Below are 26,200 nucleotides of genomic sequence, written 5' to 3'. Positions count from 1 at the left end.
CATGACGACGAAGACGAGGCTCCTGCTGAAGTTCGCCGGCTTGACCGGCGCGCTTTTCCTCTCCCTCGGCGTGGCCGCTCCGCAGGAGGCGCGCGCCGAGCTGCGCATCGACATCACGCGCGGCGTGGTCGAGCCGCTGCCCATCGCCATCACCAGCTTCGCCGGGGCCGGCGGACGCGACGTGCAGACCGGCGCCGACATCGCCAAGGTGATCTCCGCCGATCTGGAGCGCTCGGGCCTGTTCCGTCCGCTCGACCCGCGCGGCTTCCTGCAGACGCCGGAGCAACTGCGCACCGGCGACCCGCGCTATCCGGATTGGAAGGCGCTGGGCGCCCAGGCGCTGGTCGCCGGCAACACGACGACGGGCGCCGACGGCCGCATGAAGGTGGACTTCCGCCTGTGGGACGTCGCCGCCGGCCAGTACATGCACGGGCTGAGCTACACCGCTCCGGCCCAGGAATGGCGCCGCATCGCCCACATCGTCGCCGACGCCATCTACAAGCGCCTGACCGGCGAGGACGGCTATTTCGACACGCGCGTCGTCTACGTGGCCGAGTCCGGCCCGGCGAACGTGCGCAAGAAACAGTTGGCCATCATGGATCAGGACAGCCAGAACCACCAGTTCCTGACCGACGGGCAGACCCTGGTCCTGACGCCGCGCTTCTCGCCAACGACCCAGGAAATCACGTACATGTCGTACTTCAACAAGAAGCCGCGCGTGTACCTGTTCAACATCGACACCGGCCGCCAGGAGGTGCTGGGCGACTTCCCCGGCATGACCTTCGCGCCGCGCTTCTCGCCGGACGGCAACCGTGTCGTCATGAGCATGGCGCAGAACGGCAACACCGACATCTACACGCTGGACCTGCGGACCCGCCGCCAGACCCAGCTGACCGATTCGCCGGGCATCGACACCGCTCCCAGCTATTCGCCGGACGGCCAGAAGATCGTCTTCGAGTCGGACCGGGGCGGCAGCCAGCAGCTCTACATCATGGACGCCAACGGCGGCGGCACCAAGCGTCTGAGCTTCGGCGAGGGCCGTTACGGTACCCCCGTATGGTCCCCGCGCGGTGATTTGATCGCCTTCACGCGTCAGCGTGGCAGCAGCTTTGCAATTGGCGTAATCCGTCCGGACGGCACGGGCGAGCGCATCCTCAGCGAGGGCTACCATGTGGAAGGCCCGACCTGGGCGCCCAACGGTCGCGTCATCATGTTTTTCAAGGACTTGCCGGCGGGTGATGGGCGTGGTCGCAACTCCAAGCTGTATTCTGTTGACATCACGGGTGCCAACGAGCGCCGCGTGAGCACGCCGCTCGACGCGTCGGACCCGGCGTGGTCGCCCTTGATTCCCTAGAGGAGTAGCCCTATTTTGCGGCGCGCGAGAGCAGCGCTCAAGACAAGGGTCGGACGTCGAGATTTCCGTCGGGGTCTGTCGGAAATCAGCGGCTCTCGTGATACAGAACCGATCCAATCAACGAGTGTCGCTTTAAGGGGTCCCTAACATGCGCATGAAGTTCATCGCTCTCGCCGCCGTGGCTCTGCTCGCCGCTTGCGAAACCGCTCCGAAGGACGCCGGCACCGGCGCCAACACCGGCGCCGCCTCCTCCTCGATCCGTCCGGGCTCGCAGGAAGATCTGGCCGTCAACGTCGGCGACCGTGTCTTCTTCGGCTTCGACCGCTTCGACCTGTCGCCGGAGGCTCGCGCCACCCTCGACCGTCAGGGCGCCTGGCTGCAGACCTATGGTTCGGTCACCATCACCGTGGAAGGCCACTCCGACGAGCGCGGCACCCGCGAGTACAACCTGGCGCTCGGCGAGCGTCGCGCCAACTCGGTGAAGAACTACCTCGCCGCCAAGGGCATCAGCCCGGCCCGCGTCGCGGTCGTGTCCTACGGCAAGGAGAAGCCGGCCGTGGTCGGTTCGACCGAGGCCGCTTGGTCGCAGAACCGTCGTGGCGTGACCGTCGTCAACTGACGACGTCGCCCATACGGGTTTGACCCTTAGGGGTCTGAAGGGGGCGCCGTTTCCGGGACACCGGGGCGGCGCCCCTTTTCTTTGCGAGCCGGCTGTTTGGGTGCGCGGCGCGCCGTCTTCTGCTAAACAGCGCCATCGCGTCGCCCCAATGACCCAATACGGTTATTCTTGGGATCATCCGCCCGGACAGGAAACTCGCGCATGACCAAAGCCTCCTCCTTCGCCGCCCTGCTGTTGAGCGGCCTGCTGTGCGGCACGTCCGCCCTTGCCCAGACGGCGTCCCAGATGGACCGCGCGCAGCGGTTGGAGAGTCAGGTCGCGGCGCTGGGCGAACGCGTCGAGGTGGCGCAGATGTCGCCGTCGCTCGCCGCCGATTTCGAGATCCGACTCCAGCATCTGGAGCGCGCGATCTCCGAGTTGACCGGGAAATACGAGGAATCGACCTATCAGGTGTCGCAGATGCGCGACCGTCTGGAAAAGATGAACGCCGACCTGGATTTCCGCTTCAAGGAGCTGGAGTCCAAGGGCGGCGGCGGGGCGATGGGCGGCGGCGCCATGTCCGACAGCGCGCTGGGGCCGGCGAAGACCCCGGCCAAGGCAGCGGACAAGACTCCGGAGAAGGCGCCCGAGAAGCCGACGCAGACCGCGTCCGCCGCCGTGCCGCCGCTGCCGGCCAACGCCACGCCGGAGAAGCAGTATGAGCGGGCCTTCGAGCTGCTGCGCCAGTCCGATTACGACAAGGCGGAGAAGGCGCTCCAGGAGTTCATCGCCAAGAACAAGAGCCACGCCTACGCCGGAAACGCGCAGTATTGGCTGGGCGAGAGCTATTACGTCCGCAACAAGTTCCCCGAGGCCGCCCAGGCCTTCGCCGAGACCCTGTCGAAGTATCCGAAGAACCCGAAGGCTCCCGACAGCCTGCTGAAGCTGGGCATGAGCTTGCAACAGCTGAACAAGAAGTCGGACGCCTGCACGGCCTTCAACCAACTGATGACCAAGTTCCCCGAGGCCTCGGCCAGCGTGAAGCGCCGCGCCGACACGGAGCGCAAGCGCATCAATTGCGCGACCTGACCACCGGCCCGGTTTCCGACCCGGAGTTCGCCCGCCTGATGGACCGGCTGGGCGGCTTCGAGCCGGCCCCGCGCGTCGCGGTCGGGGTGTCTGGCGGCGGGGACAGCGTGGCCCTGGCGCTGCTGCTGCACCGCTGGGCGGCGGGGCAGGGCGGCGATGTGCTGGCGCTCACCGTGGACCATGGTCTGCGCCCCGAGTCGGGGGAGGAGGCCATCGCGGTCGGCCAAAGCATGGCTGCGCTCGGTGTTCCGCATCGGATTTTGCGCTGGACCGGCGACAAGCCGGCCGGCGGCGTCCAGGCGGCGGCGCGGACGGCGCGGCACCGGCTGCTCGCCGAAGCCTGCGCGGAGGAGGGAATCCTCCACCTCGCGCTCGCCCATCATCGCGACGATCAGGCGGAAACCGTGCTTCTTCGGCTGGCGCGCGGCTCCGGCATCGATGGCTTGGCCGGGATGGCCGCGATTCGCGCCGAGGGCGCTGTCCGCATCCTCCGCCCCTTGCTCGGCCTGCCGCATGAGCGGCTTCTCGCCACCTGCGCCGCCGCCGGTGCGGTCTGGGTCGAGGACCCGTCGAACCAAAACCCCCGCTACGCCCGCGCCCGACTGCGCGCCGCGCGCAGTCTGCTGGAGGCCGAGGGCCTTGACGCCCAGCGTCTTGCCGAGACGGCGCGGCGGGCCGGGCGGGCACGGGCGGCGCTGGAAACCGCCACGACGCTGCTGCTGGCCGAGGCCGCCGCGCTCTACCCCGAGGGTTGGATCCGCCTGGATCCCGCGCCGCTGCTCGCCGCCCCGGCGGAGATCGCTCTGCGTGCCCTGACGCGCTGCCTGGCCGTAATCGGCGGCGGCGGGCACCCGGCTCGCGACGAGGCGGTCGAACGCCTCCACGCGGAACTGGCGGCTGGCCTTGAACATGGGCGGACGTTGGCCGGGTGCCGGGTGCTGCGCCGCCGGGGCGCTATTCTGATTGCGCGCGAGCCGGAAGCGGCGGCGGAGCAACGGGACGCCTTGCCGGGGGAGCGGATCCGTTGGGACCGCCGCTTCGCCGTCATGCCGTCCGCCCGGCGCGAATCGCCTGTGACCGTTGCGAGGCTGGGAGCCGCCGGATGGGACGTCTTGAAGGCGTCCCGGCCCGACATGGCGGGGTTGGACCTGCACCCGGCGGTGCGGGAATCCTTGCCGGGCCTGTGGTCGGAGGGGCGCCTGGAGGCGGTTCCGACCCTGGGGTTCGACGCGAATGGACACATCCCGATGGATGCCGCCACATTCTCTCCGGTTTTGCCGTTGGGCAGACAAGCTTTTCAGGTTGTTTCGTGCGACGACGGCATTATTTAATCAGGGAACGTGCCCGTGGAGACCGGGGTGCGGCCTTGTCGGCGCACCGTGTGGCGATGGGTTCGCAGAAAGGCGTGTGACGTGAACAATTTCGGCAAGAATCTCGCGCTCTGGATCATCATCGGGCTGCTGCTGGTGGCCCTGTTCAACCTGTTCCAGAGCTCTTCGACCCGCAGCCCGCAGACGACCGTCCCGTTCAGCGAGCTTCTCGCCGAAGTGGACCGGGGTCAGGTTGCCGACGTGACGATCAAGGGCAACCAAGTGTCCGGCCATTTCACCGATGGCCGCTCGTTCAGCACCTTCATCCCGCCCGAGGCCGGGCTGGTGGAGCGGCTGACGAACAAGAACGTCCGGATCAGCGCGGTCCCCGACGACAGCAACGTGCCCTCGCTGTTCTCGGTGCTGCTGTCCTGGTTCCCGATGCTGCTGCTGATCGGCGTCTGGATCTTCTTCATGCGCCAGATGCAGTCGGGCGGCGGCAAGGCCATGGGCTTCGGCAAGTCGCGGGCCCGCCTGCTGACCGAAAAGGTCGGCCGCGTGACCTTCGACGACGTCGCCGGCATCGACGAGGCCAAGCAGGAGCTGACGGAGATCGTCGACTTCCTGAAGGACCCGCAGAAGTTCCAGCGCCTGGGCGGCAAGATCCCGAAGGGCTGTCTGCTCGTCGGCCCGCCCGGCACCGGCAAGACGCTGACCGCGCGTGCCGTGGCCGGTGAAGCCAACGTGCCGTTCTTCACCATCTCCGGTTCGGACTTCGTCGAGATGTTCGTCGGCGTCGGCGCCAGCCGCGTCCGCGACATGTTCGAGCAGGGCAAGAAGAACGCCCCCTGCATCATCTTCATCGACGAGATCGACGCGGTCGGCCGCCATCGCGGCGCCGGCCTGGGCGGTGGCAACGACGAGCGCGAGCAGACCCTCAACCAGCTGCTGGTCGAGATGGACGGCTTCGAGGCGAACGAGGGCGTCATCCTCATCGCCGCGACCAACCGTCCCGACGTGCTCGACCCGGCGCTGCTGCGTCCCGGCCGCTTCGACCGTCAGGTCGTGGTGCCGAACCCCGACGTGCTGGGCCGCGAGAAGATCCTCAAGGTCCACATGCGGAAGGTCCCGCTGTCGCCGGACGTCGACGCGAAGATCATCGCGCGCGGCACGCCGGGCTTCTCGGGCGCCGATCTGGCCAACCTCGTGAACGAGGCGGCGCTGCTCGCGGCCCGCATCGGCAAGCGCGTGGTCGGCATGGGCGAGTTCGAGGCCGCCAAGGACAAGGTCATGATGGGCGCGGAACGCCGCTCCATGGTGATGTCCGAGGACGAGAAGAAGCTGACCGCCTACCACGAGGCCGGTCACGCCATCTGCGCCGTCCACAGCCCCGACAGCGACCCGGTCCACAAGGCCACCATCATCCCGCGCGGCCGTGCGCTGGGCATGGTGATGCGCCTTCCGGAAGGCGACCGCATCTCGCTGTCGCAGGCCAAGCTGCTGGCCGACCTCTGCGTCGCCATGGGCGGCCGCATCGCCGAGGAGCTGATCTTCGGCAAGGACCGCGTCACGACCGGCGCCTCGGGCGACATCAAGATGGCGACCGAGATGTCCCGCCGCATGGTCACGGAGTGGGGCATGAGCGACAAGCTCGGGCCGCTGCTCTATGGCGAGCCGACGCAGGAGGTGTTCCTGGGCCACTCGGTGACCCAGCACAAGAACATGTCCGACCGCACGGCCCAGATGGTCGACGAGGAAATCCGCCGCATCGTCGACGAGAGCTACGAGAAGGCGCGGCAGATTCTGACCGAGAACATCGATCAGTTGCACACGCTGGCCAAGGGCCTGCTGGAGTACGAGACGCTGAGCGGCGAGGACATCAACCGCCTGCTGCGCGGCGACCCGATCATCCGCGACGACGACCGGGAGAGCTATTCGACCCCGCCGCGCCAGCCGACCTCGGGCCGTCGCTCCTCCGTGCCGTCGAGTGGCGGCAAGGAAGGCGGGGGCGGGATCGGGCCAGAGCCGCAGGGCACCTGACCCCACGTCCACGGTCTTCCGTGAATTGACAAAGGCGGCGCCTTCGCGGGCGCCGCCTTTTGTTTGGACCTGCGTTCGGTTCGGAAGCGGAACGTTTTTCAGGGGCGCCTTGTTGTCTGACGCACGTCACGCGAACGACAAGGAATACCTCGATGAGTCATGTTGCGAAGACCTTGGGCACCCTGTTGCTGGCCGGCACGGCGATGATGGCCGCGTCCGCGATGGCGCAGTCGCCCGGCGCCGGGCCGACCGCCAAGGACCGCCTGGATCAGGCGGTGGGCACCGTCACCGGCAGCCCGCTGGCCAAGGCCGACGCGGACATGAAGCATGTGCTCGACGCGCTGGCCGATCTGAAGCCCAAGCCCATCGAGGGTGACCTGTCCGCCGCCGAGGCCCGCCAGCAGCCGACGCCGACCGACGCGGTGATGGCCCTGCTGAAGAAGAACGGCAAGAGCACCGCGCCGGAGGCCGGAATCCGCACCGAGAACATCACCCTGACCGGGGCGGCCGGCTCGTTGCCGGCGCGGGTCTACATCCCCGAAAACGCTAACAAGAACACGCCGTTGCCGGTCGTCGTCTACTACCACGGCGGCGGTTGGGTGATCGCCGATCTCGACACCTACGACGCCTCGCCGCGCGCCATCGCCAAGCAGGCGAGCGCCATCGTCGTGTCCGCCCATTACCGGCAGGCTCCGGAAAGCAAGTTCCCGGCGGCGCATGACGACGCCTTCGCGGCCTACCAATGGGTGCTGAAGAACGCGAAGAGCTTCGGCGGCGATCCGGCCCAAGTCGCGGTGATGGGTGAGAGCGCCGGCGGCAACCTCGCCATCAACACGGCGATCAAGGCGCGCGACGCGAACATCCAGCTTCCAGTGCATCAGGTGCTGGTCTACCCGGTGGCCGGTGTGGACATGAACACCCAGTCCTACAAGGACAACGCCGACGCCAAGCCGTTGAACAAGCCGATGATGGAGTGGTTCGTCAAGCAGACGGTGCGCAACGAGGCGGACCTCCAGGATCCGCGCCTCGATCTGGTCGGCCGCGCCGACCTGCGCGGGCTGCCGCCGACCACCGTCATCACGGCCGAGATCGACCCGTTGCGCGACGACGGCCGCCGTCTGGCTGACAAGCTGCGTCAGGCCAGCGTGCCGGTCGACGCCCACGACTACGCGGGCGTGACGCACGAGTTCTTCGGGATGGGCAGCGTGGTCGCCGACGCCAAGACCGCCGAGGGGGTTGCCGCCGCCAACCTGACGACCGCCTTCCAGGGCACGGCCTCGGGGTCGAGCGCCGCCGCGCCCAAGCGCAGCGGCACCGGCAACTGAGGCGGAGAGGGGGGCTGTGCGCCCCCCTTTTCCGGACCCGTGTTTAGAAGGAGCCCTTCTGCTCGCGGCGGCGGTCCAGCGCGATGTCGAACTGGCGCAGCAGCTTCTGGGTGCCTTCGAAGTACAGCTTGCGCGATGGCGTGTTCTTCATGCAGCGGGCGTCGAGATGCCCGACGCTGGTCAGCGCCGACACGCAGTAGCCGAGCAGCCAGTAGCGCGAGCGGATGGTGCGCAGGTAGTCGCGGAAGGGCTCCGGCTTGCCGGCCATGAACGAGCTGAAGGCCGTCTCGTAGTCCGACAGGATGCCCCGGATGTCCATCAGCGTGGTCTCCAGCAGCTTGCCCACCTTCTCGATGTGCATCAGCAGCTGGGTCTCGTAGGGCTTGTGCATGCGGATGTCGACCGGCACGCACTCCTTCGACTTCAGCCAGTTCAGGATCACGCGGGCGCGCGGCGCGATGCGGCGCAGCTGGTACTCGTAGAAGGTGGTCCCCTTCCACGCGCTGAAGATGGTGTCCGCCTCGCTGCGCTCGATGCCGAAGGCCGACACGAACAGCCCGGCCTCTTCGAGGTTGGGGTTCCAGATGGCTTCCAGGAAACGCTCGATGCTCTGGGCGTTGCCGCCGCCACCGCCGGACAGCGCCTTGCGGACGATCGGCTCGATGCGGGCGCGGATCAGCCGGCGGAGCTGGTGGTCTTCCTCGTTGCTGATCAGCCAATGGCGGGGATCGACGTTGACCTTCTCCGCCTCGAAGCAGGTCTTCAGCAGGAACGCGTCGAGCGACGGCACCTCGTCGATCATCGACAGCATCTTCATGTCGCCGATGATGCCGTTTTCGGCCGGGCCGTTCTTGATGCCGAACTGCTCCTCCAACAGCGCTTCGCTGTTGTGGCCGCGCAGGTAGACGGCGACGCCGCCGGATTCCGGGGACCGGACGTTGTGCGGCACGTAGATACCGGTCTCGACCGGCCGGCCGCCGCCCTCTTCGTTGCCGTCGTCCTCGTCCGACATGGCTTCGCCGCCGTCGTCGAGGCCGTTGAAACTGGGGTATTTGAACAGGATCGCGCCATTCAGGCCCTGGGCCTTGAACATGCGCTGCTCTTCGGGAATCTCGCGCGTGATCGCGATGAGATTCATCGAGACGCTGGAGCCGCCATAGAGAATCTGCTCAAGGATCGGAGAAACCGAATCCATTTTCTTGCGAGCGCGCATTAAAATTACCCGAAGCCAGGATTATTGTGCAGAGCATAAACGCCGCTATCACAAACGCAAAGAGGGATCGGACAGCCGATCCCTCTTTGCAATCTTGGCGTGCGTCGAGCGGCTCAGCCGGCTTTCGGCGTGCCGCCCAGCGAGTTGAGCAGCTGCGCGACCCCGGCGGCCTCGTCGACCGCGACCATGCCGACCGTGTGGTAGCCGCTGTCGACGTGCATGACCTCACCGGTCACGCCGGTGCCGAGATCGGAGAGCAGGAACAGACCGGCGCCGCCGACCTCCTGGATGGTCACGTTGCGCTTCAACGGGGCGTTCAGCTCGTTCCATTTCAGGATGTAGCGGAAATCGCCGATGCCGCTGGCGGCCAGAGTCTTGATCGGTCCGGCCGAGATGGCGTTGACACGGATCGCCTTACCCCCCAGATCGACGGCGAGGTAACGCACGCTCGCCTCCAGGGCGGCCTTGGCGACGCCCATGACGTTGTAATGCGGCATGACGCGCTCGGCCCCATAATAGGATAGGGTGAGCAGGCTGCCGCCGTCCGTCATCAGCGGCACGGCGCGTTGCGCCACCGCGGTGAAGGAGTAGCAGGAGATGTCCATGGTGCGGAGGAAGTTGCTCCGCGTGGTGTCGAGGTAGAGACCGTCCAACTCGTTCTTGTCGGAAAACGCGATCGCATGAACCACGAAGTCCAGCTTGCCCCATTCGGCCTCGATGGCGGCGAAGGTCGCGTCGACGCTGGCCTCGTCGGTCACGTCGCAGGGCAGGACGAGCTTTGCGCCGACCTGATCGGCCAGCGGCTTGACCCGCTTCAGCAGGGCGTCGCCTTGGTAGGTGAAGGCCAGCTCCGCCCCGTGCTGGGCCAGAGTGGACGCAATCCCCCAGGCGATCGAGCGATCGTTCGCCACGCCCATGATCAGGCCACGCTTGCCGTACATCAGCGGCATCGGATTGGACATCGGAACCTCGTAAACTGCGCTATTGCCGCGAAAAGTGGGGCGCATCCTACACGAAAGCGGTGCGCGGTCAAACCGACGCGGGGGTACCGCCATGGCGGAGTCTGACAAGAGCCAGGCCAAGCTTCGGCGTCCCGCCGTCTACGTCCGCGAATTGCTGGGCTTCCTCGGCCATTCGATGCTGCGCTTCTACAACGACAACTGTTTCCAGACGGCGGCCGCGCTGACCTACACCTCGCTGCTGGCGATGGTGCCGATGATGACCATCGGCTTTGCGATCTTCTCCGCCTTTCCCGCGTTCAGCGCGTTGCAGATGCGGATCCAGACGGCGGTCATCAAAAATCTGGTGCCGGAGATCGGCGACGCGATCCTGCAATACCTCGGCACCTTCATGGCCAACGCCGGGCAGATGCCGATCTTCGGGGTGGTCGGGCTGGCGGTGTCGGCGGTGCTGCTGATCTGGACGATCGAGGGCTCCTTCGCCACCGTCTGGCGGGTGCGGGAGCCGCGCTCCTACGTCACCCGCATCCTGTCCTTCTGGGCGGTGGTGTCGCTGACCCCGCTCTTCGCCGGGGCCAGCCTGTCGCTGTCCAGCAGCCTGTGGAGCGCGCTGGAGTTCGCGCATCTGGAGGGTGTCGTCCACCCGCTGGTCGGCTTCGGCATGGTCCTGCCCTTCGTGCTGCAATTGATCGGCTGCACGCTTCTGTACCTGATCATCCCCAACCGCGACGTGCTGTGGATGGACGCGCTGTGCGGCGGGGCGGTGGGGTCGATCCTGCTGGAAGGCTCCAAGGCGGTCTTCGCGTGGTACATGCGCGAATACCCGGCCTACCAGACCATCTACGGCGCCCTGTCGGTCGTGCCGATCTTCCTGTTCTGGCTGTACATCGCGTGGTCGACCGTGCTGTTCGGCGCGGTGGTCGCGGCCTCCTTGCCGGAATGGCGGGCCGGCAAGATCACGCGCGGCGGGCCGGAGGGGCTGCTGCCGGCCCAGCGTCTGGCGCTGGCGCTGGCCGTGCTGCACGAACTGATGGACGCTAGCCGGCTGGGGGTGGGCTTGCGGCGGCGGACCCTGGTCGCGCGCGTGCCGGTGGGGACGCTGCTGATCGACGGCATCCTGGAGCAACTGCGCGACGCCCATTGGGTCGCCCACACCACGCGCGACGCCTGGGTGACGACCCGCGATCTGGGCGAATCGACGCTGTTCGACCTGATGAAGGCGTTGGGGATCGGGCTGCGCGGCTCGGTCCATGGGCTGGGCGGGCTGGACTTGCCGTGGCAGGCGCGCGCCGGGCATCTGCTGGAACTGGCCGAGGCGCGGCAGGGCGACCTGCTGAACGTGCCGATCAAGGCGCTGCTGTCGGACGACAGCCCCACCGGGGAGGGAACCCCGGCGGTGCCGATCCGGGCGGTGAAGAAATAGGGGGCTGTTCGCCCCTTACTCCAGCCCGGCCTTCTTGCGGACGTCGTAGCTGCGGGTCTTGGACCACTGCTCCATGAACTTGACCAGTTCGGCGTCGGGCGGGTCGGGGAGGACCACCTTCAGCTTCACGTACTGGTCGCCGGCCTGCTTGGTCGTCTGGTTGACCACGCCCTTGCCGCGCAGGCGCAGCGTCGCCCCGGTGTTGGTGCCGGGCGGGATCTTGAGGGCGACCTTGCCGCTGATCGTCGGCACATGGATGGTGGCGCCGAGAACCGCCTCGTTCAGCGTGATCGGCACGTCGACGTGGATGTCGCCGTCCTGCCGGGTGAAATGCGGGTGCGGCTCGACATGCACCTCGATGATGGCGTCGCCGTTGGGCATGCCGCCCATGCCGGGCAGACCCTGACCCTTCAGGCGCAGCTTCTGCTCGTTTTCCGTCCCCGGCGGGACGGCGACGTCGATGCTCTTGCCGTTGGACAGGTTGATGCGCCGCTTGGTGCCCTGCGCCGCCTCCAGGAAGGGGACGGTCACCGAATAGGCGATGTCGCTGCCCCGCACCTTCGGGCCGCTGGAGGAGCCAGCCCCGGCCCCGGCGGTGCCTCGCCGCCGGCCACCGCCGAACAGGTCGGAGAACCAGTCGTCGCCCGCCCCGCCGGTGCTGCTGAAGAACGAATCGTCGGCGTTGCCGCTGTAGGCCCGGCCGCGCCCGGCGTGCGAGCGCGAGCCGAAGCCCGCGTGGCGGTCCTGCCCCGACGAATCGATCTCGCCCCGGTCGAACTTGGCGCGCTTCTCCGTATCCGACAGCAGCGTGTAGGCCGCCGAGATTTCCTTGAAGCGCTCCTCGTTCGCGGCATCCCCCGGTTTCAGGTCGGGGTGATGCTGCTTGGCGAGTTTGCGGTACGCCTTCTTGATATCCTCGGCGCTGGCGGAACGGCTGACGCCGAGAACGCTGTAAGGGTCACGCGTGGCCACGGTCCGGGCATTCCCACCCCAAAAGTCGGGGCATTCAAAGGTTAAGAGTTGCCGATGATCTTCCACGTTCCATCGGGTTGTTTGCAAGCGGTTCCGTACGCCATCTCCGTCTTGCCGCCGACGGCGACCGTCTGCTGGTATTCGCGGCAATAGGTGCCGGCGCTGCTGTAGCCGTCGCGCGTCGTGGTGACCGTGCCCGAATTGCCCGATTGCGGGTTGTTCCAGGCGATCCGGTCGCCCACCGGGGCGGCATAGGCGCGGCGCGCGGCGCCGCTGGCGTATTCGGCGTCGGCCTTGTCCAGCGAGGAGCCGACCTGGCTGCCGACGAAGGCGCCCAGCAGCGTGCCGACGCCGGTGGCGACCAGCTTGCCGCTGCCGCCGCCGATCTGCGAGCCGATCAAACCGCCCGCGACGGCGCCGCCGACGGTGCCGACCGTCTCCTTGGTGCCGCCGGTGGTGCAACCGGCCAGCAGGGCCGCCGTCAGCACGGCCGGAACGAGCTTCTTCACGAACATCTTTGCCTCGAATAGGTTTTGGTGCCGCGATGCCTAAACCGGTAGCGTCGCGGTGGACAGTGATATAAGCGAGCCTATCCTTGCTGTGAATTGTGATGACGCTGTGACCATGTCGTTTTCCCAAGGAAACCCTCAAGGGATTTTTTGGGCGGCCCATGGAGCGGTGTCCGATGGAACAGGACCGCCAAGCATGACCGACGCCAACGACCGCGACCCTTACACGCTGTTCACCCACTGGCTGGACGAGGCCGGGCGCAGCGAGCCCAACGATCCCAACGCCATGGCGCTCGCCACCGCCGACGCCTCGGGCGTGCCTTCGGTGCGGATGGTGCTGCTGAAGGGCATCGACGACCGAGGTTTCGTCTTCTACACGAACACGGAAAGCCGCAAGGGCGAGCAACTGCTGGCCAACCGGAACGCCGCACTCTGCTTCCATTGGAAGACGCTGCGCCGATCGGTGCGGGTCGAGGGCGCGGTGGAGTCGGTCACCGACGCCGAGGCCGACGCCTATTTCGAGAGCCGCCCGCGCGAGAGCCGCATCGGCGCCTGGGCGTCGCAGCAGTCGCGCCCGCTGGAAGGGCGGTGGGAGTTGGAGAAGCGGGTCGCCCAATACGCCGCGAAATTCGCCATCGGCACGGTGCCGCGCCCACCGCATTGGACCGGCTTCCGCGTGCTGCCCAAGCGCATCGAGTTCTGGCAGGACCGGCCGTTCCGCCTGCATGAGCGGACCTTGTATCTGGCCGGCGAAGGCGGGTGGGAGACGGAGCGGCTGTATCCCTGAGGAAGGTTGCCGGCCCCCTTCCTAGCCCTCCCCCGCTTTTGGCGGGAGAGGGGGCTGCCGCCGAACGCCGACAAGCCCCCTCCCCATCCCTCTCCCGCCTTTGGCGGGAGAGGGATGGGGAGGGGGCAAGGACTCCGAATCTCCATGCCCAACCTCACCCCGGACCAGCTGCGCCGTTACGCGACCTACGCCAGCGTGGCGGTGTCCTCGACGCTGATCGCCACCAAGCTGGCCGCCTATCTGGCGACGGAGTCGGTCAGCGTCCTGTCCTCGCTGATCGACTCCAGCACCGACCTGATGGCCTCGCTGGTCACCTTGCTGGGGGTGCGCCAGGCCCTGCGCCCGCCCGACGCCAACCACCGCTACGGCCACGGCAAGGCGGAGGCGCTGGCCGCCCTGACGCAGGCCGCCTTCATCGGCGGCTCCGCCGTGCTGCTCAGCGTCGAGGCGGTGCGGCGGCTGGTCCATCCGGAGCCGGTCGCCGAGGGGGCGGTCGGCGTCGCCGTGATGGTGCTGTCCATTGTCCTGACCGCCGCGCTGTTGGCCTTCCAACGGCGGGTGCAGAGCGCCACCGGCTCGGTCGCCATCGGTGCCGACCGGCTGCACTACTCCGGCGATCTGCTGTCGAACGGGGCGGTGATCGTTGCCATCCTGCTGACCGGCTGGACCGGGGTCGCCGCCTTCGACCCGCTGTTCGGACTGGGCATCGCCGGTTTTCTGCTGTTCGGCGCCAGGGGCGTGGCGCGCGAGGCGCTGAACGTCCTGATGGACCGCGAACTGCCGGAGGAGGACCGTGCCCGCATCGCCGCCCTGGTGATGGAGGAGCCCGGCGCGCGGGGCCTGCACGACCTGCGGACCCGCAACGCCGGCACCGGCAGCTTCATCGAACTGCATTTGGAATTGGATGGAACCCTGACGCTGACCGCCGCGCACGACATCGCCGACCGGGTGGAACGGCGGCTGCGCGACGCCTTCGCCAACACCGATGTGCTGGTTCATCAGGAACCGGCCGGGTTGGCCGACGAGCGCCTCGACCACCGGATTCGATAGGTCGGCGGCGGAACGATGCCCCGCTGAACGGTGAAGGGACAATCCCTCTCCGCCAACCACCGATGATAAATTTCAGCCGAGCGAAAACCCGCATGACGGACGCGGTCCGGCCGCTGCACAATGCCGCGGTCTGCGCAATTTCGAATGTATTCGACCAATTGATGAGGGGGCGGGCGCATTGGTTGGTATGGCCACCGGTTGCGGCAAAACCGGAAAACAGCAATAATCGTTCACGGGAGTGAGCGCCAAGCTATAAATCTATAAGAATGGTGGTGGAATATGGACAGTGCGTTCGGGTTGCGTCCGCACCTGATTGCGGACATCGCCACGGAGGCTGGCAATCTCGGCATCGAGATCGCGGACATCGCCGGCCACATCGAGGACGTGAACGCGCGCGTGAACCGGCAGTCGGCCGTGTTCGCCCAGTTGCGCGACACCGGCGGCAAGATGTCGCAAAGCACGCAACGCATTTCCGCCGCCTCCACCGTCGCCCGACACGTCACCGAACAGGCGAGGCAGGAGGTCGACTCCTCCCATGACCGGGTGCAGCGGTCGCTGTCGGACATCCACGCGCTGGTGTCCTCGGTGACCGGGATCGAAAGCCAGATCGTCGGCCTGCGCGACGCGCTGGACCGGGTCGGCCGGGTCGCCAAGGAGATCTTCACCATCGCCAAGCAGACCAATCTGCTGGCGCTGAACGCCACCATCGAGGCGGCGCGGGCGGGGGAGGCGGGCCGTGGCTTCGCCGTGGTCGCCAACGAGGTGAAGGCGCTGTCCTCCAAGACCAGCGAGGCGACGACGGAGATCGACGCGACGCTGAAATACCTGAACGAGCAGGCGCAGCGCCTGATGACCGAAAGCTCCGCCAGCGCGGTCAAGGCCCGCGCGGTCAGCGAGGGCACCGCCGCCATCGGCACGGTGATCGAGACGGTCGGCCGCGCCATGCGCGAGCTGCACGGCGAGACCGACAAGATCGACGCCGCTTCCTCGGAGATCGGCAGCAACTGCGCGGAACTGGAGAGCGAGATCGCCGATCTGGCGGTGGGCGTGAAGCTGTCCAGCGAGAACCTGTCCCAGGCCCGCGACCGCGTGAACAACCTCGTCGGGATGAGCGAGCGGCTGATCGGCGTCACCGCCGAGCTGAACATCGAAACGGTCGACACCCCCTTCATCAAGATGGTGACGGAGGCCGCCGCCAAGGTCTCCGCCGCCTTCGAGGACGCCGTTGCCCGTGGCGAGGTCGGCGAGTCCGATTTGTTCGACCGCGCCTACCAGCCGGTGGTCGGCTCGGAGCCGCAGCAGTTCACCACCCGCTTTACCCAGATCTGCGACCGGCTCCTGCCGGGCATCCAGGAGCCGGTGCTGTCGGGCCACGACCGCATCGTCTTCTGCGTGGCGCTGGACGAGAACGGTTATCTGCCGACCCACAACCGGGCCTTCAGCCAGCCGCAGGGGCGCGATCCGGTGTGGAACGCCGCCAACTGCCGCAATCGGCGCCTGTTCAACGACCGGGTCGGGCTGGCGGCCGGGCGCAACACCAAGCCCTTCCTGCTCCAGACCTACCGGCGCGACATGGGCGGCGGCAATTACGTGCTGATGAAGGACGTTTCGGCCCCGGTCTCGGTGCGCGGCCGTCATTGGGGCGGTTTGCGTCTGGCGTATAAGGTGTAAAAGCGACGCTTTCGCGCTAAACTCGGCGCCGAAACGGGATCGGGCGGCGCCGGGGCGCGCGAAAAGGACGGGACGCATGGGGTTCACGGTCACCTTCTGGGGCGTGCGGGGCACCATTCCCTGTCCGATGGCGTCGCATCTGGGCTTTGGCGGGAACACGTCCTGCGTCGAGGTGCGGGCGGGCAGCCAGCGGATCATCCTCGACGCCGGGACAGGCCTGCGCCCACTGGGGCGCAAGCTGCTGGCCGAGGGGGTGACGGCGGCGACCCTGCTGCTCAGCCACACCCATCTCGACCACATCAGCGGCTTTCCCTTCTTCGCGCCGGCCTACACCAAGGGGTTCAGCCTGCGCGTGGTCTCCGGCCACCTCTCCGGCAGCCCCAACATCGAGGCGGTGATGGCCCGCCAGATGGAGCGCCCGCTGTTCCCGGTGCCGATGCGGACGATGGGCGGCGACCTCAGCTTCATCGAGGTGCCGGCGGGCCACAGCTTCAAGCTGGAGGGGGGCGTTCGCATCCACACGGCGGCGCTGAACCACCCCGACGGCGCCACCGGCTACCGGATCGAGTATCGCGGCCATTCGATGGCCTACGTCACCGACACCGAGCATGTGCCCGACCAGCCCGACCGCAACATCCTGAATCTGGTCGACGGCGTCGATCTGCTGCTCTACGACTCGACCTTCACCGACGAGGAATGGAGCCAGCGCATCGGCTGGGGCCATTCGACGTGGCGCGAGGCGATCCGAATCGCGAAGGGCGGCAACGTCAAGAGATTGTGCCTGTTCCACCACGACCCGGACCACGACGACCGGACCATGGAAACCATCGAGGCGGCGGCGCAGGCCGAGCTTCCCAACTGTTTCGCCGCGCGGGAAGGGACGACGGTCACCCTGCGGTGAGCCGGCACGCCGAATCATGACCCTTCTCATCCTCGTTCTGTTCGCCGTGACCTATCTCGGCATGGCGCTCGGCCGCTTTCCGGGCCTCAGCATCGACCGAACCGGAATCGCGCTGGTCGCGGCCATCCTGCTGCTGGCGGCCGGCGCGCTCGACACCGGCCAAGTGGTCGAGGCGGTCGATTTCCCGACCATCTTCATCCTGCTGGGCCTGATGATCCTGTCGGCGCAATACGCCGGCAGCGGATTCTACGACTGGTGCGCGCTGCGGGTCGCGCGGGCGGCGCGGTCGCCGGCCCGGCTGCTGGCGGTCATCGTCGCGGTGGCCGGCGGGCTGTCGGCGGTGCTGGCCAACGACGTGGTCGTCTTCGCCATGACGCCGATGCTGTGCGTCGGGCTGACGGCGCGGCGGCTCGACGCGCGGCCCTACCTGATCGCGCTGGCGGGCGCCGCCAACGCCGGGTCGGCGGCGACGGTGATCGGCAATCCGCAGAACATCCTGATCGGGCAGGTCGGGCATCTCGACTTTTGGCGCTTCCTCGGCGTCTGCGGCGTGCCGGCCCTGGCCGCGCTGGTCATCGTCTACGCCACGGTCTGGCTGGTCTGGCGCGGGCGCTTCGGCCTGCCGGACGGGGAGGGGACGGTCGCCGAAACCAAGCTCGACCGCTGGCAACTGGGCAAGGCGGTGGCGGCGACGGTGGCGCTGCTCGCCCTGTTCGCCTCGCCGATGCCGCAGGAGCACGCGGTGCTGCTGGTCGCCGGGGTGATGATGATCAGCCGGCGGCTGGCGAGCCGCGACATGCTGGGGATGGTCGACTGGCATCTGTTGGTGCTGTTCGCGGCGCTGTTCGCTATCAACCACGCGCTGGGGCTGACCGGCATTCCGGGCGCGCTGGTCCGCGACTTGGAGACGGCCGGCTGGCTGCCCGACCGGCTGGCGGTGATGGCGCCGCTGGCGCTGGCCGGCAGCAACGGCATCGGCAACGTGCCGGCGGTGATCCTGCTGCTGGCCGCTTGGCCGTCCCCGCCGGAGGGGGCGCTCTACGGGCTGGCGCTGCTGACGACGCTGGCGGGGAATTTCCTGCTGCCCGGCAGCCTCGCCAACATCATCGTGGCGGAGCGGGCGGCGGCCTCCGGGGTGCACCTGAGTTTCGCCGAGCACGCCCGTTGCGGCATACCCATGGCGTTGCTGTCGATGGCGGTGGCCGGGTTGTGGCTTTGGGGCGGCGGATGGATGAGGCTGTTGTGATAAATTCGTCGAAACCCTTCTGCCACCCCCCTCGATTGGGGTAGTCTGGGACTGCCTAGTTGTGGGGAGTGCGGGTGTCGTGGGTCTCGTCGGCCAATTCCTTGAATTCATCGAGCAGACGCCCAACCAGACCTTGCGCTCGCTGAGCGGCCGGGTCCTGCACAAGTGTCGCGAGCTCACGGCGGCCGAAGCCGGCAGCGTCTTCATGCTGCGCGGCCAGGGGCGGTCGCGGCAGTTGGAGGCGGTCAGCGTCCAGAACGACGTGATCCGCGCCAAGACGGCCTCCTTCACCATCCCGGTCGATCCGTCCTCCATCGTCGGGCACGTCGCCGCCACCGGCGAGACGGTGCTGATCGACGACGCCTACGCCATGGGGGAAGACCGGCCCTACCGTTTCAATCCGGGTTTCGACCAGCGCACCGGGTTCCGCACCCGCTCGATCATGGCCTTCGCCCTGAAGGGGTTTCGCGGCAAGCCGGTGGGGGTGGTGCAGTTGATCAACCGCCGCTCCGCCGACAGCGCCGGGCCGCTGCCCTTCCTGCTGGATCACGAGGCGATGATCGCGCCGGTGAACCACCTCGTCGGCCGCGCCCTGGAGCGCGCCGCGACGCTGGAGCGACTGAAGGAACGCAACCGCGCCTTGGCCCAGGAACGCCGCCGTGTCGCCGAGCAGCAGAAGGAGACCGAGCGTGCCTTCATGGTGTCGGTCAACCTGTTGGCCCGCGCGGCCGAGGTCCACGACGAGGACACCGGCAACCACATCCTGCGGGTCAACGAATACGCCTACGCGCTGGCCAAATGGGCGGGCTGCCCGCGCGCCTTCTGCGACGAACTGCGTTTCTCCGCCGCTCTGCACGACGTTGGCAAGATGAGCGTCGATCAGGCGGTGTTGCACAAGCGGGGCCGGCTGGACGACCGCGAGATGGCCGAGATGCGCCGCCACCCGGTCTACGGCCACGCCATCCTGGTCACCTCGGACCGGTTGAAGATGGCGGCGGAGATCGCGTTGAGCCATCACGAGCAATGGGGCGGCGGCGGCTACCCCAACCGTTTGAAGGGGGAGGAGATTCCCCTGTCGGCGCGCATCGTGGCGATCGCCGACTGCTACGACGCGCTACGCAGCAAGCGCCCCTACAAGCCGTCCTTCAGCCACGACAAGACGGTCAACATCCTGACGCTGGGCGATGATCGGCTCGACCCCGTGCAGCATTTCGACCCCCGCCTGATCGCGCTGTTCGCCGAGCGTCACATGGAGTTCGACCGTATCTGGGAAGAACTCCGCGACGAGGACGCGGTTCCGGAGGCGATGCTGGCCTGACGCCACTGCGGCGCCGCCGTGAAAGGTTTTTTGGCTGATAATGAACAAAATTATGAAGTGAAATTCGGGATTCTCTTCCGCTCTTCTGTTGAAATCGATCTTCCAGCTTGGGGAATTCGTGCTAAATAGCGTGAGAACCCTGTCGAGGAAGATTCGATGTACAGCTTGACCCGCCGTGCCGCCATCGCCGCGATGGCCGCCTTTGTTTCCGTCGCGACCCTGGCGCCCGGCGCGTCGCGCGCCGCCGACCCGGTGAAGCTCGAAATCGGCTACATCCCGATCCTCGCCGCCGCTCCGCTGTTCATCATCGACGGCCAGGGCTGGGCCAAGGACGCTGGCATCACCTTGAAGCTGACCCGTTTCGAATCCGGCCCCCACGCCATCCAGGCGATGGCCGCCGGACAGATCGACCTGCTCTACGCCGGCGTCGCGCCGGTGCTGGTTGCCCGCACCAAGGGCGTGGACGTGTCGGTCATCGCCAACTCGGCGGTCGAGGAGATGGTGGTCGCCGCGCGCGGTCCCTTCGCCAAGGCGGTGGGCACCACCCCGACCGCCGACACTTTCAAGAAATTCGCCGCCGACAACGGTCGCAAGGCCAAGATCGGCACCCAGCCGCCGGGCTCGGTTCCCGACACGGTGCTCAAGCACTGGCTGTTCAAGGTCGTGAAGGTCAACCCGGCCGATGTCGAACTGGTGCCGATGGGCATCGAGAAGACCCAGCAGGCGCTGCTGGCCGGCGCGCTCGACGCCGCCACGATCCGCGAGCCGACGGTGACCGTCACCCAGCAGATGGACCCGAGCGTCGCGTTGCTGGCGACCGGCGCCCAGATGTTCCCCGACCAGCCCGGCACCGTGGTGTCGGCGCGCGGCGAGGTTCTGAAGAAGAACCCCGAGGCCATCGGCGCCCTGATCAAGGCGCATCTGCGCGCCGTCGAGCTGATCGCCAAGGACCCGGCCGGCGCCTCGAAGATCGTCAACGAGTATCTCGGCAAGGGCCTGCTGGAGCCCTCGACCCTGGAAGCCGCCTTCCGTGGTCCGGGCTCCAAGTTCGTCGCCGACCCGCACGGCGTCGTCCCGGCGGTGGAGAACATGATGAACTACGCCAAGGAGATCGGCTCGGCCGACGGCGTCATTCCGGTGGCGGAGGCGTTCGATTTCCGCTTCTATGACGCCGCCGTGGCCAAGTAAGCGACACCCGGACGTTCAATGAAGACCCGCAACTCACTCGCCCTGTCGGCGCTCGGCGTCATCGGCTTCCTTCTGCTGTGGGAGGCGGTGGCGCGGAGTGGCATCGTGCCCGCCCAGTTGATCCCGTCGCCCAGCGCCGTTCCCGCCGCCTTCCTGACCGAATTCCGCAGCGGAATCTGGCAGGCGATGGTGGCGGCCAGCCTGTCGCATTATCTGGTCGGGCTGTCGCTGGGGGCCTTCCTCGGCGTGACCTTCGGGACGGCCGCGGCGCTGTGGGGCGTGTGGGACGCGTGCCAGGCCTGGGTCGTGCGCATGTTGCGCCCGATCCCGGCCATCGCCTGGATCCCCTTCGCCATCATGTGGTTTGGCATCAGCGAGGCCGCGGCGTCCTTCCTGATCGCGCTGACGGTGTTCTGGATCAACTACTACGCCACCTACGCCGCCGTGCGCGGGGTGGACAAGGATCTGATCGAACTCGGTTACGCCTTCGGGCAGGGCGGGCTGGTGGCGCGCCTGTTCAAGATCGTGCTGCCGGGGGCCTTGCCGGGCATCCTGTCGGGCCTGCGGGCCGGGCTGGGGCAGGGCTGGATGACCGTCGTCGCGGCGGAGTTGTTCGGCATCTCCGGCCTCGGCATGCGGATGGGTGAAGCGTCGAGCTTGCTGGCAACCCACATCGTCGTGCTCTACATGGTGACCATCGCGCTGCTCTACGGCGTGTCGGACTTCCTGTTCATGCAAGTGCAGTCGCGGGTTCTCTCATGGCAACGGTAAAAGGGGCACCGCTGAGCGGTGCCGCGGTGATCGACCTCAAGAACGTCTCCATCGGCTATGGGAAGGACGCGCCGCCGGTTCTGGTGGACGTGGATCTGTCGGTGGAGCGCGGCAGCTTCGTCGCCATCGTCGGGCCGTCCGGGGTCGGCAAGTCCACTTTGCTGCGCGTCGTCGCCGGGCTGCACAAGGCGCGCACCGGCGGCGTGACCATTCACCAGGACCCGCGCCCGGCCCACCGCCCGGTCGGGCTGGTGTTCCAGGACGCCCGGCTGCTGCCGTGGCGCCGCGTGGTCAAAAACGTTCAGTTCGGGCTGGAGGGGTTGCCGGTGACCAGCGACGAGCGCCTGCGCCGGGCCGAGGAGGCGTTGAAGCTGGTGCGGCTCGACGGCTATGCCCGGCGCTGGCCGTATGAGCTGTCGGGTGGGCAGCGCCAGCGCGTCGGCATCGCGCGGGCGATGGCGGTCGATCCAGACATCCTGCTGATGGACGAACCCTTCGGCGCGCTCGACGCCATCACCCGCAACAACCTCCAGGACGAACTGCGGCGGATCCACCGGGAGACCGGCAAGACGATCCTGTTCGTGACCCACGACCTCGAAGAGGCTGTGCATCTGGCCGACCGCATCATCGTGCTGGGCGGCACCCCGGCGCGGGTGGTGCGCGACGTGCGCAACAGCGCGGGGCGGGATGGCTCGGTGTTCCGCGAGCAGGTCGAACAGTTGCGGTTGGAGATCGCGGACAATTACAGCATTTGAGGGGGGAGGTTTCGGCTTCGATGCCCCCTCCCTAACCCTCCCCCGGGTTGCGGGAGAGGGGAGCAAGCGCTTTCTCCCTTACGACACGTCCGTCATCAGCGACGTCGGGAAGCCCGCCTCCTTCATCCGCACCATCAGCGCCTGCACATGCGTCTGGTCGCGGGTTTCCAGAAGCACGTCCACCTCGGCCATCTTCACCGGCACATTGTGGAACAGCCGCTGGTGATAGACCTCGACGATGTTCGCCCCGGCCTCGCCCAGCAGGTGGGTCACGCGGGCCAGCGCGCCGGGGGCGTCGGTGATGCCGATGCGCAGCCGGACGATCCGCCCCTCGTAGACCAGACCGCGCATCAAGACCTGCGCCAGGATGCGGGAGTCGATGTTCCCGCCCGACACCACGATCCCGACGTTGCGGCCCTTGAACGCCTCCGGGTTGTCCAGCACCGCCGCCAGCGCCGCCGCCCCCGCTCCCTCGGCCACCAGCTTCTGCATGGTGGAGAGGCGGTAGACGGCCTCCTCCAGCCTAGCTTCGCTGACCTCGACCACCTCGTCGACCAGGGCGCGGACGATGGGCAGGGTCATCCCTCCCGGCGCCTTCACCGCGATGCCTTCGGCGATGGTGACGCCGCCGCAGGCGATGGGCTGGCCGGCCAGGGCCTGCCGCATCGCCGGGTATTGACTGCACTGCACGCCGACCACGCGGATGCCCGGCTTCACCGCCTTGGCCGCCGTCGCCATGCCGGCGATCAGTCCGCCGCCGCCGATGGGAACCACCAGCGTGTCGAGGTCCGGTACCGCGTCAAGGAACTCCAGCGACGCCGTGCCTTGTCCCGCCGCGACGAAGGGATCGTCGTAGGGGTGCACGAAGGTCAGCCCCTCGCGTGTTGCCAATTCCCGGGCGAAGGCTGCCGCGTCGCTCAGCGTATCGCCGTGCAACTCGACCTTGGCGCCCAGGCTTTCCGTTCGCTCCACCTTGGTGAAGGGGGTGAAGCTGGGCATGACGATGGTGGACCGGATGCCCAGCCGCGTCGCGTGGCAGGCCACCGCCTGCGCGTGGTTGCCGGCCGACATGGCGATGACGCCGGCCTTCCGCTCCTCATCCTTGAGCGACAGCAGCTTGTTCAGCGCGCCGCGCTCCTTGAAGGAGCCGGTGGCGTGCTGGCTTTCCAGCTTCAGGTGGAGCCGGCATCCCGCCATGTCCCCCAGGCGGGGCGCCGGCACCGCCGGTGTGAGGGGCAGATGCCCCGCGATGCGCACGGCGGCCGCGCGCACGTCCTCCAGGCTGATGGTGGTGGTCATTGGTTCGTCCCGGTGTTGCGTGGTGTGAGTGTCAGCACCTCCGCCCCTGCCGTGGTCAGCGTGCCACGGTCGCCGGACAGACGCAACGAGCCGCCGTCGCGCCACATCGAAACGAGGTCGCCCCAATGGCGCGACAGCGGATTCCCCGACTGGCCGGTCGCGATCACGAAGCGCGAGTTGTCGAGATCGGCCAGATCGTAGACTCCGCGATAGCCGGCGCCGTGGACATGCGCGAAGGGCGCCGCCGCGTCGCGGATGCGGGTGGTTCCCCGGTTGACCGTGAAGAAGCCGCCGTCCGTCTCGATGGACAGGTCGGTCATGCCGCCCAGCAGCGGCACCGCGCCCAGCATGCGGTGCTTCAACGCCGCGCGGTGCTCGTCGCCCCAGCGCCAGCGGGCGACGGTCGAGCCGTGGCGCTTCTCCAGCGCGGTCAAGGCGTCGGTCAGCGCGGCGGCGATGGCGTCGCCGCAGGTCTCGGTGGCGGAGGTCGCCACGTCGTCGCACCATTGCGGCTTGTCCCGCAGCACGCGGACCAGCGCCGCCGGACGCAGATCCCAGTAGGACGCGAAGTCGGGGCCGAGTTCGTCGGCGAAGACGGTGCGCACCAGCTCGCGCAGCCACGCCTCGAAGATCAGCGGCTCCGGCCGGTCGCGGGACATGGTGCCGTCCCAGGTCTTGAGCAGGGCGACGGCGTCGGTCGCCATGCCGCGCGGGACCGGGTATTTCAGCAGTTCCGGCAGCAACTCGCGGGCGGGCAGGGAGACGCTGTCCATCTGCTGGTGGGCCACGTCATCGACCGAATGGCGGCTGGTGCCGAGCATCTCGACGATGCGCTTGGCGCGCGACGGGTCGGGCCATTCGGTGGCGATGCGGTAGGGGTAGTCGGCGCCGACGATGGCGTTGTTGGCGTTGACGAACTGCCCGGACGGCGGGTTGACCGCCTGGGGCAGCGCGTAATAGGGCAGGAAGCCGGTCCAGTCGTACTCCCCGGTCCAGCCCGGCACCGGCACCCGTCCGTCGCCCTTGCGGCGGATCGGCACGCGGGCCGGCGAGATCAGCCCGACCTCGCCCGCGCGGTCGGCGTAGACCACGTTCTGCTGCGGCGCCACGTGCAGGCGCAGGGCCTCGCGCACGCCCTCGGCGTTTTCGGCGTGATTCAGGCGATAGAGCGCCTCGGCCGAGCTGTCGTCGTCGGACAGGCCGGGGAAGGACAAGGCCAGCACATGGCCGGAGGGCGTTGCCCCGCCGCCCTCAAGGTCGGAGATCACCGGGCCGTGGCGGGTGGCTCGGACGGTCAGGGTCTCGTCGGGCTGGCCGTCGATGCGGATCGTTTCGGCGCGGTTCTCGAAGGGCAGAGGGCCTTCGGGGCCGGCGTAGCGGGTGGGATCCTGCGGGTCGATCTTCTCGACGAAGAGGTCCTGCGTGTCGCTGTGGGTGGTGGTGAAGCCCCAGGCGACCTTGCCGTTGTGTCCCAGGACGTGCAGCGGCACGCCGGGGACCGTCGCCCCGGCGATGCTGTACTGCGGCGTCACGATGCGGGCAAGGTACCAGAGGATCGGCGCGTCCAGACCCAGATGCGGGTCGTTGGCGACGATCGGCTTGCCGGTGGTGGTGCGGGCACCGGTCAGCGCCCATTCGTTCGACGCGGTGTCGAAGCCCAGATCCGGCAGTGCCGCCAGGGTCCGACGGAGTTCCTGTTGCAGGTTCAGCCCGCGCAGTTCCGCCGCCAGCGTCACCGGCGATCCCGGCGGGTCGGGGGGGAACAAATCGTCCACCTGCTGCGGCGTCAGCTTTTCCAGCACGCGGGCGCGGAACAATTCGTCGCGGTAATTGGCCGACAGTTGCAGCCCCATCAGTTTGGCCCAGACCAGGCTGTCGGTCGGCGTCCACGGCTCCGGCGTGTGGCGGAGAAGCTGGAACTCGATGGGCAGGGCCTCGCGCCGGGTATCCAGGTAGGCGTTCACGCCCTCCGCGTAGGCCTCGAAGGCGTCGCGGGCCTGCGCCGACAGCGTGCCGAGCATCGCCTCGGCCGACCGCCGGACGCCCAGCGTCCGCATCATCCGGTCGTTGCGCAGGGCGAAATCGCCGAACCGCGTGCCGACCAGCTCAGCCAGCCGGCCGGACCCGGCGCGGCGCATGGTCTCCATCTGCCACAGCCGGTCCTGGGCGTGGGCGTAACCCAGCGCGCGGTAGGCGTCGCGCTCGTTCGTCGCGAAGATGTGCGGCACGCCGTGGGCGTCGCGGATGATCTCGACCGGTGCGTCCAGCCCCGGCAGCGCCACGTTCCCGGCCGTCTGCGGCTGCTGCGCGCGCATCCAGAGGAAGAGCCCGCCGGCGAACAGCGGCGGCAGGAGAATCAGGATCGCCACCGCGATGGCGATGCGGATGAGAAGTCGGCGGGGCATCACGGTCCGTGCAACGG

At 68.0% G+C, this 26,200-nt stretch carries 22 protein-coding genes; 16 read left to right on the top strand and 6 right to left on the bottom strand.

Annotated features, from left to right (window positions below):
- The first annotated feature begins 1 nt into the window (after position 1).
- The 6 genes from tolB (at position 2) to EJ913_RS14545 (ending at position 7,716) form a co-directional block, all read left to right on the top strand.
- Positions 2-1,354: a Tol-Pal system beta propeller repeat protein TolB gene (gene tolB / locus EJ913_RS14570; protein WP_126999058.1), complete on the top strand. Its 1,353-nt coding sequence runs from the start codon at positions 2-4 to the stop codon at positions 1,352-1,354.
- Between the two features lie 148 nt (positions 1,355-1,502).
- Complete coding sequence (gene pal / locus EJ913_RS14565; protein ID WP_126999056.1) at positions 1,503-1,973, top strand: peptidoglycan-associated lipoprotein Pal; 471 nt, start codon at positions 1,503-1,505, stop codon at positions 1,971-1,973.
- A 201-nt stretch (positions 1,974-2,174) separates the two neighbouring features.
- A complete protein-coding gene (gene ybgF, locus EJ913_RS14560) occupies positions 2,175-3,041 on the top strand; it encodes a tol-pal system protein YbgF (RefSeq protein ID WP_126999054.1) in 867 nt (288 codons plus the stop codon).
- On the top strand, positions 3,029-4,372 hold the full coding sequence (tilS, locus tag EJ913_RS14555) for a tRNA lysidine(34) synthetase TilS (RefSeq protein WP_244939358.1): 1,344 nt from the start codon (positions 3,029-3,031) through the stop codon (positions 4,370-4,372). The genes ybgF and tilS overlap by 13 nt, the downstream gene beginning before the upstream one ends.
- A gap of 81 nt (positions 4,373-4,453) precedes the next feature.
- Positions 4,454-6,391, top strand: a complete 1,938-nt coding sequence (gene ftsH, locus EJ913_RS14550) for an ATP-dependent zinc metalloprotease FtsH (RefSeq protein WP_126999052.1) — start codon at positions 4,454-4,456, stop codon at positions 6,389-6,391.
- A 152-nt stretch (positions 6,392-6,543) separates the two neighbouring features.
- Entirely contained in the window at positions 6,544-7,716 is a 1,173-nt protein-coding gene (locus EJ913_RS14545; RefSeq protein WP_211098955.1) for an alpha/beta hydrolase, read from the top strand.
- A gap of 43 nt (positions 7,717-7,759) precedes the next feature.
- On the opposite strand, the gene EJ913_RS14540 is transcribed toward EJ913_RS14545, so the two are convergent.
- Positions 7,760-8,911, bottom strand: a complete 1,152-nt coding sequence (locus tag EJ913_RS14540; protein WP_238520955.1) for a hypothetical protein — start codon at positions 8,909-8,911, stop codon at positions 7,760-7,762.
- 131 nt (positions 8,912-9,042) lie between these two features.
- Positions 9,043-9,891: an enoyl-ACP reductase FabI gene (fabI, locus tag EJ913_RS14535; protein WP_126999048.1), complete on the bottom strand. Its 849-nt coding sequence runs from the start codon at positions 9,889-9,891 to the stop codon at positions 9,043-9,045.
- Between the two features lie 91 nt (positions 9,892-9,982).
- On the opposite strand from fabI, the gene EJ913_RS14530 reads away from it, so the two are divergent.
- Positions 9,983-11,311 (top strand): YihY family inner membrane protein, encoded by a 1,329-nt coding sequence (locus tag EJ913_RS14530; RefSeq protein WP_126999046.1) that lies wholly within the window; start codon positions 9,983-9,985, stop codon positions 11,309-11,311.
- 15 nt (positions 11,312-11,326) lie between these two features.
- Here the strand turns inward: EJ913_RS14530 and EJ913_RS14525 are convergent, their stop codons facing one another.
- Together EJ913_RS14525 and EJ913_RS14520 are read right to left on the bottom strand one after the other, a co-directional pair.
- Positions 11,327-12,283, bottom strand: coding sequence for a DnaJ C-terminal domain-containing protein (locus EJ913_RS14525; protein WP_126999044.1), 957 nt, complete (start codon positions 12,281-12,283; stop codon positions 11,327-11,329).
- Between the two features lie 41 nt (positions 12,284-12,324).
- Positions 12,325-12,798: an RT0821/Lpp0805 family surface protein gene (locus tag EJ913_RS14520; RefSeq protein ID WP_126999042.1), complete on the bottom strand. Its 474-nt coding sequence runs from the start codon at positions 12,796-12,798 to the stop codon at positions 12,325-12,327.
- Positions 12,799-12,988: 190 nt separating this feature from the next.
- On the opposite strand from EJ913_RS14520, the gene pdxH reads away from it, so the two are divergent.
- From pdxH to EJ913_RS14475, 9 genes are all read left to right on the top strand, one after another.
- Positions 12,989-13,579, top strand: coding sequence for a pyridoxamine 5'-phosphate oxidase (gene pdxH, locus EJ913_RS14515; protein WP_126999040.1), 591 nt, complete (start codon positions 12,989-12,991; stop codon positions 13,577-13,579).
- Between the two features lie 144 nt (positions 13,580-13,723).
- A complete protein-coding gene (locus EJ913_RS14510; RefSeq protein ID WP_126999038.1) occupies positions 13,724-14,629 on the top strand; it encodes a cation diffusion facilitator family transporter in 906 nt (301 codons plus the stop codon).
- 279 nt (positions 14,630-14,908) lie between these two features.
- The gene (locus tag EJ913_RS14505) at positions 14,909-16,300 is read left to right on the top strand and encodes a methyl-accepting chemotaxis protein (RefSeq protein WP_126999036.1); all 1,392 of its coding nucleotides are present in this window, start codon (positions 14,909-14,911) and stop codon (positions 16,298-16,300) included.
- 76 nt (positions 16,301-16,376) lie between these two features.
- Positions 16,377-17,201, top strand: coding sequence for an MBL fold metallo-hydrolase (locus tag EJ913_RS14500; protein WP_126999034.1), 825 nt, complete (start codon positions 16,377-16,379; stop codon positions 17,199-17,201).
- A 16-nt stretch (positions 17,202-17,217) separates the two neighbouring features.
- Entirely contained in the window at positions 17,218-18,447 is a 1,230-nt protein-coding gene (locus tag EJ913_RS14495) for an SLC13 family permease (RefSeq protein ID WP_126999032.1), read from the top strand.
- A gap of 79 nt (positions 18,448-18,526) precedes the next feature.
- Positions 18,527-19,765 (top strand): HD domain-containing phosphohydrolase, encoded by a 1,239-nt coding sequence (locus EJ913_RS14490; protein ID WP_244939357.1) that lies wholly within the window; start codon positions 18,527-18,529, stop codon positions 19,763-19,765.
- Positions 19,766-19,921: 156 nt separating this feature from the next.
- Positions 19,922-20,953, top strand: coding sequence for an ABC transporter substrate-binding protein (locus EJ913_RS14485; RefSeq protein ID WP_126999028.1), 1,032 nt, complete (start codon positions 19,922-19,924; stop codon positions 20,951-20,953).
- An 18-nt stretch (positions 20,954-20,971) separates the two neighbouring features.
- Positions 20,972-21,724, top strand: a complete 753-nt coding sequence (locus tag EJ913_RS14480) for an ABC transporter permease (RefSeq protein ID WP_126999026.1) — start codon at positions 20,972-20,974, stop codon at positions 21,722-21,724.
- A complete protein-coding gene (locus tag EJ913_RS14475; protein ID WP_126999024.1) occupies positions 21,712-22,479 on the top strand; it encodes an ABC transporter ATP-binding protein in 768 nt (255 codons plus the stop codon). Before EJ913_RS14480 ends, EJ913_RS14475 begins: the two co-directional genes overlap by 13 nt.
- Before the next feature lie 78 nt (positions 22,480-22,557).
- Here EJ913_RS14475 and EJ913_RS14470 read toward each other — a convergent pair whose 3' ends face one another.
- Together EJ913_RS14470 and EJ913_RS14465 are read right to left on the bottom strand one after the other, a co-directional pair.
- The gene (locus EJ913_RS14470) at positions 22,558-23,778 is read right to left on the bottom strand and encodes a threonine ammonia-lyase (protein WP_126999022.1); all 1,221 of its coding nucleotides are present in this window, start codon (positions 23,776-23,778) and stop codon (positions 22,558-22,560) included.
- The gene (locus tag EJ913_RS14465) at positions 23,775-26,183 is read right to left on the bottom strand and encodes a penicillin acylase family protein (RefSeq protein ID WP_126999020.1); all 2,409 of its coding nucleotides are present in this window, start codon (positions 26,181-26,183) and stop codon (positions 23,775-23,777) included. The genes EJ913_RS14470 and EJ913_RS14465 overlap by 4 nt, the downstream gene beginning before the upstream one ends.
- Positions 26,184-26,200: the final 17 nt, after the last annotated feature.

Source organism: Azospirillum doebereinerae, from assembly GCF_003989665.1.
Classification (GTDB): Bacteria; Pseudomonadota; Alphaproteobacteria; order Azospirillales; family Azospirillaceae; genus Azospirillum; species Azospirillum doebereinerae.
The sequence above is the reverse complement of the archived record's forward strand: the minus strand, read 5'-3'. Positions and strand labels throughout refer to the sequence as shown.

Excerpts from the sequence above, each read along its gene's own strand:
- tolB (WP_126999058.1), top strand. The coding sequence starts at position 2 with ATGACGACGAAGACGAGGCTCCTGCTGAAGTTCGCCGGCTTGACCGGC.
- pal (WP_126999056.1), top strand. The coding sequence starts at position 1,503 with ATGCGCATGAAGTTCATCGCTCTCGCCGCCGTGGCTCTGCTCGCCGCT.
- ybgF (WP_126999054.1), top strand. The coding sequence starts at position 2,175 with ATGACCAAAGCCTCCTCCTTCGCCGCCCTGCTGTTGAGCGGCCTGCTG.
- EJ913_RS14545 (WP_211098955.1), top strand. The coding sequence starts at position 6,544 with ATGAGTCATGTTGCGAAGACCTTGGGCACCCTGTTGCTGGCCGGCACG.
- EJ913_RS14540 (WP_238520955.1), bottom strand. The coding sequence starts at position 8,911 with ATGGATTCGGTTTCTCCGATCCTTGAGCAGATTCTCTATGGCGGCTCC.
- fabI (WP_126999048.1), bottom strand. The coding sequence starts at position 9,891 with ATGTCCAATCCGATGCCGCTGATGTACGGCAAGCGTGGCCTGATCATG.
- EJ913_RS14530 (WP_126999046.1), top strand. The coding sequence starts at position 9,983 with ATGGCGGAGTCTGACAAGAGCCAGGCCAAGCTTCGGCGTCCCGCCGTC.
- EJ913_RS14520 (WP_126999042.1), bottom strand. The coding sequence starts at position 12,798 with ATGTTCGTGAAGAAGCTCGTTCCGGCCGTGCTGACGGCGGCCCTGCTG.
- pdxH (WP_126999040.1), top strand. The coding sequence starts at position 12,989 with ATGACCGACGCCAACGACCGCGACCCTTACACGCTGTTCACCCACTGG.
- EJ913_RS14510 (WP_126999038.1), top strand. The coding sequence starts at position 13,724 with ATGCCCAACCTCACCCCGGACCAGCTGCGCCGTTACGCGACCTACGCC.
- EJ913_RS14505 (WP_126999036.1), top strand. The coding sequence starts at position 14,909 with ATGGACAGTGCGTTCGGGTTGCGTCCGCACCTGATTGCGGACATCGCC.
- EJ913_RS14500 (WP_126999034.1), top strand. The coding sequence starts at position 16,377 with ATGGGGTTCACGGTCACCTTCTGGGGCGTGCGGGGCACCATTCCCTGT.
- EJ913_RS14495 (WP_126999032.1), top strand. The coding sequence starts at position 17,218 with ATGACCCTTCTCATCCTCGTTCTGTTCGCCGTGACCTATCTCGGCATG.
- EJ913_RS14485 (WP_126999028.1), top strand. The coding sequence starts at position 19,922 with ATGTACAGCTTGACCCGCCGTGCCGCCATCGCCGCGATGGCCGCCTTT.
- EJ913_RS14480 (WP_126999026.1), top strand. The coding sequence starts at position 20,972 with ATGAAGACCCGCAACTCACTCGCCCTGTCGGCGCTCGGCGTCATCGGC.
- EJ913_RS14475 (WP_126999024.1), top strand. The coding sequence starts at position 21,712 with ATGGCAACGGTAAAAGGGGCACCGCTGAGCGGTGCCGCGGTGATCGAC.
- EJ913_RS14470 (WP_126999022.1), bottom strand. The coding sequence starts at position 23,778 with ATGACCACCACCATCAGCCTGGAGGACGTGCGCGCGGCCGCCGTGCGC.
- EJ913_RS14465 (WP_126999020.1), bottom strand. The coding sequence starts at position 26,183 with ATGCCCCGCCGACTTCTCATCCGCATCGCCATCGCGGTGGCGATCCTG.